The following is a 13,211-nucleotide window of genomic DNA, read 5'->3' as shown; positions in this document are numbered from 1 at the left end:
GTCGTCTCCTCGACGGACTAGGGAGGTGTGGCAAGCGGCCGGACCGCCAGCTTGTCGACCTTGGGATCGGACCAGCTGCCGGTCACCCCGTACTCGAAGCTGAACAGCTTCTCGACCGGATCGCGCAGGACCTTCTGGACCAGGTAGGCGGCCAGCCCGATCGCCGGGTGAATCGCGCCGGTGGTGGCAATGGCGGAGCCGACCGCGATCGACTCGGACAGGGTGGGCTGCACCTTGACCCGCAGGTTCTGCGTTTCCCGCACCGCGTCGGCTTCGCCACTCATATAGACGCGGGCGGCGGGGCCGAACAGGTCGAGGTCATCGGTACGCAGCACGCCGTTATTCATCTGGATGCTACCGGAAATGCGGTCGAAGGCGAATCCTTCGGAAAACACGTCACGGAAATCCAGCGTGATGCGGCGCGGCAGCGACTGCAGGCTGAGCACCCCGAGCAGGCGCCCGACGCCGGGTTCGAGCTGCGTAAACTGCCCACTTTCCACATTGACCTGCAGCTTGCCCCCCAGGCTCGGGAAGTGGATGGACGTCGGCGCCCCGCGCCAGGACACGTCGCCCTCCATCTGGGCCTTGCCGCGCTTGACCGCCTCCGGGTAGCCGAGGCGGCTCAGCATTTTTTCGACGCTGCCCACGTCGAGCTTGAAATTGAGGCGGGTCTCCTCGCGGCTGCCGGGGCGCCAGCTGCCGTCGCCGGACAGGCTGCCGTCCGGGTTGACGATGCTGAGCTGCTCCAGGCGCCAGATGTCGCCCCGATTGGCGGCCTTCAGTTCGAGCTTGCCGAGGGGGTGGCCGCGCAGCACGAAGCTGTCGGCGCTGATGTCCAGGCCGGGCAGCTCGGACAGGCGCTCCTCGTCGGCGCGGGACGCGGTGTCGGCCGCCCCGTCCTTGCCACCGGCCGTACCGATGGCCAGCTGCTTGAAGCGCCCCTGCAGACGGCCACGGCCCTGGTCTCGCCAGACCACGTCGCCGCTGGCCTCGCGGCTGGCCAGCCGAGCCTGCCAGCCGCCCTCTTCCATCACTGCGCGCAGGCTCACGTCGTTGAGGCGCTGGCCGAGGAGGCGCAGCTCGCCGGCCCGCAGGGCCAGGCCGGACAGGGGAAAATCGCTGCTGTCCTGGCTGCCGTTGGCGGGCTTGCCGGCCGACTTGCCGGCCAGGGCCTTGCGCCACGCATCGGCATCCAGCCGGTCGGCATTGGCGGACACCAGCACCCCCTTGTCGCCGAGGCGCACCGGCTCGTTGAGCGCCATGCCGCCACGCACGACCACCGTGCGGTTGCCGTCGCGACGACGCTGGAACTGGGCCTGGAAGGCCTGGCCGGCGGCCAGCTTGAGGGTATCGCCGCCCGGCGCGCCATTGACGCCGGGATTGACGAGCATTTCGAAGTGGAACGGCAGCGCCGCGGCCGCCGACTTGTTGAGCGGATCCGGCAGGCTGGAGCTCACCCCTTGCAGGCCCGTGTCCAGCACGAAAGCCACGCCGCCCTGCTTCGGCACGGTGATCGCCCCCTTCCAGGCCGCGGAGCCCGACAAATGATCGAGCAGCGGCAGGTCCAGCTCGCGCCGCAGGGCCTGGGCGCTGAGGGTGCCCTGGGCATTGATCAGCACGCTGCCGTCGGCCCGGCTGCCACCCGCGACACTGACCGGATCGCCGAGTACGCGGGCGGTGCCGCTCTTGATCTGCAACTGGCTCTCGGTGAAAGACAGCTTCCCGCTCGTCTCGGTAAACACCGGCATCGCGGGATCGACCTGCAACTGGTTGTGGGTGAACTGGTACTCGCCCTTGACGCGCGAGTTCTCCATCTTCTGCAGCGGCAGGCTCAGGTGCAGGTCCAGGCTACCGCTGCCGTCGGCACGGAAGGGGTCGGTGAAATGGTTGATCTTGCCGGCAATCGGACTTTCGGAGAGAAAGCGCAGGAAATCCTGGGTCGGCCCGCTGGCGCTGCCGCGGATGCTCAGCACCTCATTGGTCTCGAAGTCCGGCAGCACCACCGCCACATCCTTCAGTTCGGCACCGAAGATGCGTCCGCGCTGGGCCTTCACGGTCATGCCGGCGCCCTCGAAGATCAGCTCGCCGGTGATGCCCTCGATCTTCGGCCAGCCCGCGGCGTACTCCAGGCTGCCGTCGGCAACCCGCGCGGTGACGCGGAAGATGCCGTCCTTCGGGTTGCGGAACGGGAACCTGGCCAGATTGCCCTTCAGGACCAGCCGCGTGTCCAGCGCCTTACCGCCGGTCAGGCCGTGTTGCAGCCAGTCGCGGGCATCCTTGCTCACCACGCTCGGCATGTAACGCCACACCGCCGTGCTCTCGGCCTCCGACAGGCGCGCCTGCAGATCGATCTCCCCCAGGGTGTCCGGCGTGGCCCGATAGCGTCCGGAGGCGCTGCCGCGGGCATCCTTGTTGGCGAAGCTGACCTTGCCCAGACTCACCTCCAGCGCCCCGCCGGGATGACTCCAGGCCCCCTCGGCCGCCAGCTCGGACAGGACCAGCCGGGGCTCGGCAAAGACCTGCGGCAGATCGACGGCCGCATCCTTGCCGTTTAGCGTGAAGCGACCGCCCCGGTCATTGCCCTCGATGCGCCCGGACAGCCCGGCAAAGCCCGGCCACGGCCCCACCGGCGCAATACCCAGGCGGCCGAACGAAGCATCCACCGCGTAGGTGGCAACGGACTGACCGTCGCTGGCGCCACTCCACTTCACGTTGAGCGGCGCCACCGTGCCGCTCGGCGCCAGCTCGGCCAGCCGTTTGCGAAAGTCCTCATCGAGGGGCAACCGACCAGCCAGGCCCGACAGCGCGGCCAGATCGAGCTGATTGGCGACGAACTCACCCTTGCTGGGCGTGCCGCCGCGGCGCTCCTGCAGGCGCAGGAAGAAGTCGGTCGGCGCCACGCTCAGGCCGTCGCGGGTCTGCAGGGACAGGCGCCGGGCGCTGGCCTCCATGACGCCGTTGTCGTTGCGGAAGCGCAGCCGCCCTTCGGCCCGCGTCAGCGGAATGTCGTCGAGGTCCTTGCCGAGACGGGCGTGGGCGTCGCGCAGCGCGAAATCGGCGGTCAGCGCGGTGAACTGGCCCTTCGAAAAATCCAGCCAGACCCGCAGCCCGCCCGCGCCGTCGGCATCGAGGGGGTAATCGACCCACTGCCGCCACGCGCCGAGATCGGCGTAGTCGAGACCGGCGTAAAGCTCGCCGCTCCAGCTGTCGAGGCGGGCCGGATCGCGGCCACGCAGTTCGCCACGCACGTCGAGGGTCGCCGCAAGCCCGGCCGGAGGTTGGGCCACCAGGCCGAAACGATGGCTGGAACCCCGGTTCTCCAGCCGGAACGACAGCTTGTCGAGGCTCAGCGGCGCGGCCCCGCGCAGCGCATCGGACCATTCCACCCGCGCGTTGCGGATCACGATCTCGCGCTGATCGAGCAGCCAGGCCGGAAAGTCGCTGGGTTCGCCGGCCGCATTGACCTGCAGCCCGGCCACGAAGATGCGCCCGTCGGCGAGGCGCCGGATGGCCAGCTCGGGCGCCTCGATCTCCAGCCGGTACAGGCGCAGGCGCATGAACAGCAACGACGACCAGCCCACCTCGGTGTCCACCCGGTCGAGGCTGAGGGCCGGCTGGCCGGCCTTGTCCTTGATGACCAGCCCGCCCAGCTGCAGGTGCGGGTGCAGCCCGTGCCAGTCGGCGGACAGGCTGGCGATGTCCACCGGCAGGCCGAGGGAACGGGACAGCAACTGGGCAACCTCGCCGCGGTAGGCCGGCACCATCGGCAACACCACGTGGCGCATGCCGAGAAAACCCAGCCCGCCGACGAAATAGACGATCAGCCCGATGCCCACCAGCCGGCGCACGCACAGGCGGGGCAGATGCAGCAGCGACCAGCGCAGGAACTCAGGCACGCGCGGCACAATCACCGGCGGCAGGCTTGACGAAAATCAGTCCGGCAGACATAACTCGGGGCGAACATAAACAGTCCCGCATTCTATCAATCGGCCCCGCCCATGTCCGAACCAAACATCATTCTGCCCGCCCCCGTCGACAGCGCCCTCGCCTGCTCCCGCTTCCTGCGCCGCCAGCTGGACAGCCGCCCGTGGCTGGCCGGGCAGCTCGCCGCCAGCATCGGCGCGCCCCTCGACGCCACCGCGCTGCGGGATTACCTGCGCACCGAGAAGGTGGACGACAACAACCTCAAGACGGTGCTGCGCAAGCTGCGGGCGTGGGTGATCTGCCACGTGCTGGTGCGCGACATCGCCCGCCTGGCCGACCTGGCCGAAGTCACCGAGACGATGACTCTGCTCGCCGACATCGCCGTCGAAACCGCCCACGACGTGCTGCGCGACCAGCTGGTGGCGCGCCACGGCATGCCGGTGTCGGCCGACGGGCGCGAGCAGGAGTTCATCATCATCGGCATGGGCAAGCTGGGCGGCCGCGAGCTGAACGTGTCGTCCGACATCGACCTGATCTTCGTCTATCCCGAAGACGGCGCCACCGCCGGGCCGAAGATCATCGACAACTTCGAGTTCTTCACCAAGCTCGGCCGCGGCGTGATCCAGGCCCTCAACGACCTCACCGGCGACGGCCAGGTCTTCCGCGTGGACATGCGCCTGCGCCCCAACGGCGACTCCGGCCCGCTGGTGGCCAGCTTCGACATGCTGGAAAACTACTTCATCACCCAGGGCCGCGAGTGGGAACGCTACGCGTGGATCAAGGCGCGCGTGATGACCGGCATCCGCGGCGCCGAGCTGTCGGCCATCGCCCGCCCCTTCATCTTCCGCAAATACCTGGACTTCGGCGCCATCAACGCGATGCGCGACCTGCACGCGCAGATCCGCCGCGAGGTCGCCCGCAAGGACATGGCCAACAACGTCAAGCTGGGCCCCGGCGGCATCCGCGAGATCGAGTTCCTGGCCCAGGTCTTCCAGCTGATCCGCGGCGGCCGCGACAGTGCGCTGCAGATCAAGCCGACCCTCAAGGTGCTCGACCGCCTCGCCGAGCGTGGCATCATCGCCCGCCAGGCAGAGCGCGAGCTGGCCGCCGCCTACGACTTCCTGCGCCGCCTGGAGCACCGCCTGCAATACCTGGACGACGCCCAGACCCACAATCTGCCGGCCAGCCCGGCGGATCAGGCGATCATTGCCCGGGCAATGGGCTTCGCCTCCTACGAAGCGCTGCTGGTGGAGCTGGACGATCACCGGGAGGTGGTCGGCCGCCACTTCAACGGCGTCTTCGGCGACCCCACCGAGGCCGGCCACGACCTCGACACACTGTGGTCCACCGCCTGTGACGAGACGCGCAGCAGCGAGGAGTTCCAGCGCCTTGGCTACCCCGACCCAGCCGCGGCCGCACGACGCCTGGCCGCGGTGCGCACCGGCAACCGCTACCAGCAGATGCCGCCGTCCATCAAGATGCGCTTCGACCCGCTGATCCCACGGGTCATCGAGGCCGCTGCCGAAACCGCCGATCCCAACGCCACCTTCGAGCGCCTGCTCGACATGCTCGACGCGATCAGCCGGCGCGGCTCCTACCTGGCGCTGCTGCAGCAGTATCCGCAAACCCTGCACAAGGTCGCCGAGCTGGTCAGTGCCTCGGCCTGGGCCGCCCAGTTCCTCAACCGCCACCCGCTGCTGCTCGATGAGGCCCTCGACCCGCGCATCCTCGAGGAAGAACTCGACCTGCCGGCCTTCCGCGCCGACCTGGCCCGCCAGCTCGACGAGATCGAGCCGGACATGGAGCGCCAGATGGACCTGATGCGCGAACAGCACCACGCCCAGGTGTTCCGTCTGCTCACCAAGGACATCGCCGGCAAGCTGACCGTCGAACGCCACGCCGATTTCCTGTCGGCGCTGGCCGACATCATCGTGGACCTCACCATCGCCGTGTGCTGGCGCAAGATCAAGAACCGCCACCGGGACGACCCGAAGTTCGCGGTGCTGGCCTACGGCAAGCTGGGCGGCAAGGAGCTCGGCTATGCCTCCGACCTGGACATGGTTTTCGTCCATGACGACGACGCCTCCGAGGCGGCCGAGGTCTACACCCGCCTCGGCCAGCGTACCAACACCTGGCTGTCCGCCCAGACCCCGGCCGGCCAGCTCTTCGAAACCGACCTGCGCCTGCGCCCCAACGGCGATTCGGGCCTGATGGTGGTGTCCCTCGAAGCCTTCCGCCAGTACCAGCTGGAAAACGCCTGGGTGTGGGAACACCAGGCCCTGACGCGGGCCCGCTTCTGCGCCGGCGACCGGGAGATCGGCCGCAAATTCGAGGAGATCCGCATCGAGGTGCTGCGCCAGCCCCGCGACCTGACCAAGCTGCGCGAGGAAGTGCTGGCGATGCGCCAGCGCATGGCGGATGCGCACACCAACAAGTCGGACCTGTTCGACCTCAAGCACGGCCGCGGCGGCCTGATCGACGTGGAGTTCATCGTGCAGTACCTGGTCCTCGGCTACGCTCATGAGCACGCCAGCCTGACCGGCAACCTGGGCAACATCGCGCTGCTCAAGATGGCCGGCGAGCTGGGCCTGATCCCCGCCGACGAAGCCACCGCGGTGGCCGACAGCTACCGGGAATACCGCCGCCTGCAGCACGGCCTGCGCCTCAACAACCAGGTCTCGCGGGTGGACCGGGCGCTGGTGGCAGAACAGGCCGCAGGCGTGCGGGCCCTGTGGAACCGGGTCTTCGGCGATACGCTGGACTGAGGAGGTGTCGCCGATGGAGAGGGCGCCAACCCTCCTCTTCGGCGCCTTCGATCGCCACAACGTCGGCAACCTGGCGCGGGCGCTGGATGCACCGGACACCGTGAGCAAACGCCTGGCACGGAAACTGGCCGCGGGCGATCAAGAAGGATGGACCGCACTCCTGAAGCCGGCCGCCGTCCCGTGGGGGCGAATTCATTCGCCCTCAGACTTCGCTCAACCGACTGAGGGCGAATGAATTCGCCCCCACAAAGCAGCCGCCCCCACAAAGCAGCCGCCCCCACAAAGCAGCTGCCCCCGCAAAGCAGCGGCATCCCGACCCGGCCCCCGCCCAGCCTCCGGGCCAGCCACCTGATGGCCAGCCAGTCGTCAGGCAGGCCGACCGTTCAAGCGCTCAGGCCCTGTCGCGCGTCTCCAGCCATACGTCGAGACCTTGGGCATTGAGCTCCACGTCCAGCGCCAGGATGCGCCGCCACTCGGCTTCCGGCACCGTCCAGCCCTGGCGCTGCGCCTCCTCGCCGACCAGCGTCCAGATGTCCGCCTCGATCGCCGCCTTGCGGTTGGCTCCGGCGGCCACATGGCGCTCGGCGATGGCCACGTGGGCGTCGATCAGGCGGTGCAGGTCGGCGGCCAGGCGCGGCACGTCCTGCACCTGGGCATAGTGGGTCAGGTACATGGCGGTCGGCTGCTCGGCTTCCATCCGGGCCACGGAGGCGTGCATGGCATCCGGTTCGAACTGCACCGGCGTGGTGGTCGGGAAAATGCTCGGCCGGCCGGCCACGTCGAGGGTCCGGTAGGACAGGCCGAAGGTGTCGCCGGTGAAGAAGGCGCGGCTACAGGTGTCGAAGTAGCACACGTGGTGGCGGGCATGGCCCGGCGTGTCGAAGACGCGGATCGTGCGTCCAGCCAGGTCGAGTTCCAGCCCGTCGGTGGCCTCGACGATCCGCCCGGCCGGCACCGGCACCAGCTCGCCGTAAAGCGCCCTGGCGCGCTCCGGCCCATACACTGCCGACACACCGGCAAACAGCTTGGACGGCTCGATCATGTGCCGCGCACCGCGCGGATGGACCACCAGCTTCGCGTTGGGAAAGGCCTGCATGAAAGCCCCGGCGCCGCCGGCGTGATCCAGGTGGATGTGGGTCAACAGCACGTAATCGACGGACGCCGGCGTCAGCCCGGTCTCGGCCAGCGCAGCCAGCACGTAACGCAGGGATTCGTTGTTGCCGGTGTCCACCAGCGCCGCCCGGCCCCCCTCCTCGATGAGGTGGATCGCCGCCACATCCGGCCCCGTGTAACCCGAATCCACCGCGTAGATGCCACTGCCGAAGCCAATCAAGCCATGCATGAAAATTCCTTCAAATAAAACGTGATTTTATCCACGAAGCGGACTTAAATTAGATTTGCCTTCCACCGAAGACCGTATCTGACGACGACCGTCCGGCCTCCCGCACCATCGGCGGAAAGCAAGCAGGAGAACGCCATCATGTTGACACTGCAAGACTGCATCGAGCTCTCTGACCTGAGCGAAGACGAAATTCTCGCCATTGCCGAGCACGAACACGTACCCGAAATGCTCGCGGTAGAAATGGGCTGCTATCTCTGCCACTCTCCCGAAGGCGACCGGCGCATCCGCCACATGATCGCCGACGACATCAAGCACTCCCGCGAAAAGGGCGACGAGGAACACACCGCAGAACTGCGCTCGGTGCTCAAGCACTACATCAACGAACACCACGGGGCCGTCTAGACATCATTCTGAGGTCGCTTCCAACAGAACGGGTTGGCATAATCGGCCAACCCGTTTTCATTTTCAGCCCCAATGGCGATTCTCCGATGCAACAAGTGCGGCCATGTGGCCGAAGCGCCGACCGAGGTGATCGGCACATCGATCGACTGCCCTGCCTGCGCAAATCCGGTCCCGGTCTACGACACCGTGCTCTTCGTGCGGAAAGTGCTGCAGCAATATTTCGCGCAGCAGGATGAGATCAAGCGCCTGCGCGCCACCGGGGAACCCACCACTGCAACGCCCCGCGGGGCGGACGTGGCCCCCCTTGCCACGCTCGACATTCACAATACGGACCACCTGGCCAGCGAAGAATGGCACCGGCAGATCGTGAGCTGGTTTCAGCGCCGCCAGATTCAGGTCCGCCCAAGCCTGGAAGCGGTCAATACCACTGGCTTCTTCGACGAGATCGCGGTCGAGATCGGCGACAACCATGATCTCCTCGGCGACGTGGTCGACAAAATCCGCTGGGGCCAGCAGAAGGATGTACCCCATTTCAGCCTCAAGCTCGGCGAACGCAGTCAGAAGGAAGGGCAAGCCATCAACGCCTTCTGCAAGCGCCTCTACGAGCACACCTTTCTTGCCAAGTACTTCTACCAGAAGCAGGACAAGATCGGCCGCGCGACCATCCAGTCGGTTCCGGCTATCCGTGCTTTCTTTGCGGGCGAATGGCTGGAGTGGTATGCACTGATGAAACTCCTCGCCTTCTTCCAGCAGAAGGGAAGGCCTTTCTCGTGCACCCGCAACCTGTCGGTCGTCTTTCCGAACGAAGACCTCCACGAACTCGACGTGTTCTTCCTGGTGGATGGCAACACGCCCATCTGCGTCGAATGCAAGACCGGCGAGTTCCGCCAGGATATCGACAAGTACCTCAAACTGAGGAAGCGCCTGGGCATCGACCGCAGCCAGTTCATCCTGTGCTGCACCGGTCTCGCCGACGAGCAGGCCGCCGGCCTGTCGGGCATGTACGAACTCACTTTCGTCAATCCCGCAGGACTATCCGCACATATCGCAAAGCTGTTCTGACCTGCAGCGCCGGGCGGGGTAAAATCCCGCCCCTATGAGCCGCGCCCGCGAAACCCTATTCCACGTCTTCGGTTACACCCAGTTCCGCGGTCCCCAGGAGGACATCGTCGAGCACGTGGCCGCCGGCGGCGACGCCCTGGTGCTGATGCCCACCGGCGGCGGCAAATCCCTGTGCTACCAGATCCCGGCGCTGCTGCGGCCGGGCGTGGCCATCGTCGTGTCGCCGCTGATCGCGCTGATGCAGGACCAGGTCAGCGCACTGAAGGAAGTCGGCGCGGCAGCGGACTTCCTCAACTCCAGCCTGAGCTTCGAGCGGGCCATGGAGATCGAGCGGGCGATGCTGGCCGGCGCCCTCGATCTGCTCTACGTGGCGCCGGAGCGCCTGGTCACGCCGCGCTTCCTCGACCTGCTCGATCACCTGCACGAGTCCGGCCAGCTGGCCCTGTTCGCCATCGACGAAGCCCACTGCGTGTCCCAGTGGGGGCACGACTTCCGGCCCGAATACCTGCAACTGTCGATCCTGCCGGAACGCTATCCGCAGGTGCCGCGCATCGCGCTGACCGCCACCGCCGACGCCCAGACCCGCCGCGAGATCGCCGAGCGCCTGCGCCTCCTCGATGCCCGCGAGTTCGTGTCCAGCTTCGACCGGCCGAACATCCGCTACACCATCGTCCCCAAGGACAATCCCCGCGCCCAGCTGCTGGCCTTCCTGAAGGACGGACATATGGACGAGGCCGGCATCGTCTATTGCAGCTCCCGCAAGAAGGTGGACGAGACCGCCGCCTGGCTGCAGGAGAAGGGCATCGCCGCCCTGCCCTACCATGCCGGCATGGGCGCCGACGAGCGGGCGCTCAACCAGGACCGCTTCCTGCGCGAGGACGGCATCGTGATGGTCGCCACCGTCGCCTTCGGCATGGGCATCGACAAGCCCGACGTGCGCTTCGTCGCCCACCTCGACCTGCCGCGCTCCATCGAGGGCTACTACCAGGAAACCGGCCGTGCCGGCCGCGACGGCCAGGCCGCCGAGGCGTGGATGGCCTACAGCGTGGCCGACCTGGTGCAGCAGCGCCGCTTCATCGACCAGGGCGAGGCCGGCGACGAGGTGAAGCGCGTCGCCACTGCCAAGCTCGACGCGCTGCTGGGCCTCTGCGAGACCACCGGCTGCCGCCGCCAGCGCCTGCTCGGCTACTTCGATGAAGACTCGGAACCCTGCGGCAACTGCGACACCTGCCTGCATCCGCCGCAGGTGCGCGACGCCAGTGAATCGGCCAAGAAGGCCCTGTCCTGCGTGTTCCGCACCGGCAGCCGTTTCGGCGCCGGCCACGTGGTGGACGTGCTGCTCGGCAAGACCACCGACAAGGTCAAGGAGTGGCAGCACGACCAGGTCAGCACCTTCGGCATCGGCTCCGAACTGGACGACAAAGGCTGGCGCACACTGATCCGCCAGCTGGTGGCCCACGGCGCGCTGGCGGTGGATCACGAACGCTACGGCGCGCTGACCCTCACCGAGGCCGCCCGCCCCATCCTGCGCGGCGAAGCCAGCTTCACGCTGCGCATCGACACCGCCCCCGCCAAGAAGGGCCGCAAGGGCGACACCACCCGCAAACTGCGGGAATGGCCGGAAGCCACCGGCGAAGAAGCCGCCCTGCTCGACCGCCTGCGCGCCTGGCGCGCCGCCACCGCCAAGGAACGCAACGTGCCTGCCTACGTGATCTTCCACGACGCGACGCTGCGCGACATCGCCCGCCAGCGCCCGGACAGCATCGAGGCACTGGCGACCATCTCCGGCGTAGGCGACCGCAAGCTGGATGCCTACGGGGAGGACATCCTGGCAGTGCTGGCCGAAACGTAAGAGCCCCTCTCACCCTGTAGGGGCGAATTCATTCGCCCGCAGACGTCGAGTGAGCCTCCGTGGGCGAATGAATTCGCCCCTACAGCTGATGTTGCGCGTGGCACCGCACAACAAATCAAAAAGGGCGCCATGGCGCCCTTGCTCATTCTCGCAATCCGCTACCGGATCACTTCAGTGCCAGCAGCTCCACTTCGAACACCAGCGTGGCGTTCGGCGGGATCACGCCGCCGGCGCCGCGGGCACCGTAGCCCAGGTTCGGCGGAATGGTCAGCTTGCGCTTGCCGCCGACCTTCATGCCCTGCACGCCTTCGTCCCAGCCGGCGATCACGTGGCGGGCGCCGAGGGGGAAGACGAAGGGGTCGTTGCGGTCCTTGCTGGAATCGAACTTCTTGCCGTCGGTGAGCCAGCCGGTGTAATGCACCTGCACGTGCTGGCCGGCGGTGGCTTCGGCACCGGTGCCGACTTCCAGATCTTCGATGACGAGGCCGCTCGCCGTGGTGACTTGGGTCATGAAACACTCCTTGTAATTGACCGGCGGATTCTATTTCAACTGGCCTTCACCCGCTTGGCGAACTTGCTGCGGAACTTCGCCACCTTGGGCGCCACCACGTACTGGCAATAAGGCTGGAAGGGATTCCGCGCGAAATAGTCGTCGTGGTAGGCCTCGGCCGGCCAGAAGGTCGGCGCCGGCAGCACTTCGGTGACGACAGGGTCGCGGAACACGCCTTCGCGGGTCAGTTCGGTGATCTTCGCGCGGGCAACGGCGTCCTGCCCGGCACTGGTGGTGAAGATCGCCGAGCGGTACTGGGTGCCCACGTCGTTGCCCTGGCGGTTCAGGCTGGTCGGATCGTGGATCGCGAAGAACACGTCGAGCAGGTCGGCGAAGCCGATTCGCGCCGGGTCGAATTCGACGCGCACCACTTCGGCATGGCCGGTGTCGCCGTCGCACACCTGCTGGTAGGTCGGCGAGTCGGCATGTCCGCCGATGTAGCCGGATTTGACCGACAGTACACCTTCCGCGTCTACGAACACCGCTTCCAGGCACCAGAAGCAGCCGCCACCGAGAATCGCGACTTCAGTCGCCACAGCTTGGGTTGTCATGTTCTCTCTCTTGAAATTGGGGTGTTCCACGCAGACCTCAGTCCGGCGGAAAAATTTCAAGATAAAGCAGATCGCTGGCAAAGGCGAGGCACGGCAGGGACAGCACCAGCAGCGGCGGACACAGGGCGGTAGCGATCAAGGCACCGGCGAGGCTCAGGCCCCACGCCAGCATCGCCGGGAAATTGCCGAACACCGCCCGCACACTGGCCGTCACCGCGGGTACCAGTGTGGCGCGGCGGTCGAACAGCAGCGGGATCGAAAAGGCCGACACGCAGAACACGATGAACGCCAGCACCGCCCCCATCAGGCTGGTGAAGGCATGGAAACGCAACACCCGGGCGGGGGTCGGCGGCTCGCTGCCGATCATGAAGCTGTACACCGTCGCCGCGTCGGTCAGCCAGATCATCAACAGCAGCGTGCACACCGCCGCCATCACCCACAGGCCGCGCGGCGCCTGGCGGAAGCCGGCCAGTGCGTCGGCCAGGCGGGCGCGCTGCCCCGCCCCGTGGGCCCGCCGCAGGCCGAAGAAGCCGGCCAGCAGGGCCGGACCGACGAGCAGGAAGCCGCCGGCAAAGGGCAGCATCATCGGCGTCAGGCCGAAGTGCCACAGCAGACCATGGATCAGCAGCCCCAGCGCGGCGAACACCCCGGCCAGCGCGACGGCCGGCTGCAGGCAATGGCGCAGGCAGCGCCAACCCTCACCGATGGCGGCGAACACGGCGGCAACGGGAATCCGGCGGGGGTCGAGGTTGGCGGGCACGGC

10 protein-coding genes are annotated in these 13,211 nt (G+C 67.4%); 5 read left to right on the top strand and 5 right to left on the bottom strand.

Annotated elements, in window-relative coordinates:
- Positions 1-17: 17 nt before the first annotated feature.
- Positions 18-3,896, bottom strand: a complete 3,879-nt coding sequence (locus tag B4920_RS03630) for a YhdP family protein (RefSeq protein ID WP_139379409.1) — start codon at positions 3,894-3,896, stop codon at positions 18-20.
- A gap of 102 nt (positions 3,897-3,998) precedes the next feature.
- On the opposite strand from B4920_RS03630, the gene glnE reads away from it, so the two are divergent.
- The gene (glnE, locus tag B4920_RS03625; RefSeq protein ID WP_079433255.1) at positions 3,999-6,689 is read left to right on the top strand and encodes a bifunctional [glutamate--ammonia ligase]-adenylyl-L-tyrosine phosphorylase/[glutamate--ammonia-ligase] adenylyltransferase; all 2,691 of its coding nucleotides are present in this window, start codon (positions 3,999-4,001) and stop codon (positions 6,687-6,689) included.
- A 13-nt stretch (positions 6,690-6,702) separates the two neighbouring features.
- Positions 6,703-6,924 (top strand): hypothetical protein, encoded by a 222-nt coding sequence (locus B4920_RS03620; RefSeq protein WP_079433254.1) that lies wholly within the window; start codon positions 6,703-6,705, stop codon positions 6,922-6,924.
- A gap of 156 nt (positions 6,925-7,080) precedes the next feature.
- On the opposite strand, the gene B4920_RS03615 is transcribed toward B4920_RS03620, so the two are convergent.
- On the bottom strand, positions 7,081-8,031 hold the full coding sequence (locus tag B4920_RS03615) for an MBL fold metallo-hydrolase (RefSeq protein WP_079433253.1): 951 nt from the start codon (positions 8,029-8,031) through the stop codon (positions 7,081-7,083).
- Between the two features lie 138 nt (positions 8,032-8,169).
- On the opposite strand from B4920_RS03615, the gene B4920_RS03610 reads away from it, so the two are divergent.
- From B4920_RS03610 to recQ, 3 genes are all read left to right on the top strand, one after another.
- Positions 8,170-8,433, top strand: a complete 264-nt coding sequence (locus B4920_RS03610) for a hypothetical protein (protein ID WP_079433252.1) — start codon at positions 8,170-8,172, stop codon at positions 8,431-8,433.
- Between the two features lie 72 nt (positions 8,434-8,505).
- Complete coding sequence (locus tag B4920_RS03605) at positions 8,506-9,495, top strand: hypothetical protein (RefSeq protein WP_088179368.1); 990 nt, start codon at positions 8,506-8,508, stop codon at positions 9,493-9,495.
- 34 nt (positions 9,496-9,529) lie between these two features.
- Entirely contained in the window at positions 9,530-11,347 is a 1,818-nt protein-coding gene (gene recQ / locus B4920_RS03600) for a DNA helicase RecQ (protein WP_079433251.1), read from the top strand.
- A gap of 166 nt (positions 11,348-11,513) precedes the next feature.
- Here recQ and B4920_RS03595 read toward each other — a convergent pair whose 3' ends face one another.
- Genes B4920_RS03595 through B4920_RS03585 form a run of 3 tightly spaced genes read right to left on the bottom strand, consistent with a single transcriptional unit; the run spans position 11,514 to position 13,208 of the window.
- Positions 11,514-11,858: an FKBP-type peptidyl-prolyl cis-trans isomerase gene (locus tag B4920_RS03595; protein ID WP_079433250.1), complete on the bottom strand. Its 345-nt coding sequence runs from the start codon at positions 11,856-11,858 to the stop codon at positions 11,514-11,516.
- Positions 11,859-11,893: 35 nt separating this feature from the next.
- Entirely contained in the window at positions 11,894-12,448 is a 555-nt protein-coding gene (gene msrA / locus B4920_RS03590) for a peptide-methionine (S)-S-oxide reductase MsrA (RefSeq protein ID WP_079433249.1), read from the bottom strand.
- Positions 12,449-12,485: 37 nt separating this feature from the next.
- The gene (locus B4920_RS03585; RefSeq protein WP_079433248.1) at positions 12,486-13,208 is read right to left on the bottom strand and encodes a DUF2189 domain-containing protein; all 723 of its coding nucleotides are present in this window, start codon (positions 13,206-13,208) and stop codon (positions 12,486-12,488) included.
- Between the last annotated feature and the right edge of the window lie 3 nt (positions 13,209-13,211).

The organism is Zoogloea sp. LCSB751 (assembly GCF_002028455.1).
Taxonomy (GTDB): domain Bacteria; phylum Pseudomonadota; class Gammaproteobacteria; order Burkholderiales; family Rhodocyclaceae; genus Zoogloea.
Note: the sequence above shows the minus strand (reverse complement) of the source record. Positions and strands in the feature narration are given on the sequence as shown.

What these genes read in the sequence shown, in the direction of transcription:
- glnE (WP_079433255.1), top strand. Translation starts at nt 3,999, where the DNA reads ATGTCCGAACCAAACATCATTCTGCCCGCCCCCGTCGACAGCGCCCTC.
- B4920_RS03620 (WP_079433254.1), top strand. Translation starts at nt 6,703, where the DNA reads ATGGAGAGGGCGCCAACCCTCCTCTTCGGCGCCTTCGATCGCCACAAC.
- B4920_RS03615 (WP_079433253.1), bottom strand. Translation starts at nt 8,031, where the DNA reads ATGCATGGCTTGATTGGCTTCGGCAGTGGCATCTACGCGGTGGATTCG.
- B4920_RS03610 (WP_079433252.1), top strand. Translation starts at nt 8,170, where the DNA reads ATGTTGACACTGCAAGACTGCATCGAGCTCTCTGACCTGAGCGAAGAC.
- B4920_RS03605 (WP_088179368.1), top strand. Translation starts at nt 8,506, where the DNA reads ATGGCGATTCTCCGATGCAACAAGTGCGGCCATGTGGCCGAAGCGCCG.
- recQ (WP_079433251.1), top strand. Translation starts at nt 9,530, where the DNA reads ATGAGCCGCGCCCGCGAAACCCTATTCCACGTCTTCGGTTACACCCAG.
- B4920_RS03595 (WP_079433250.1), bottom strand. Translation starts at nt 11,858, where the DNA reads ATGACCCAAGTCACCACGGCGAGCGGCCTCGTCATCGAAGATCTGGAA.
- msrA (WP_079433249.1), bottom strand. Translation starts at nt 12,448, where the DNA reads ATGACAACCCAAGCTGTGGCGACTGAAGTCGCGATTCTCGGTGGCGGC.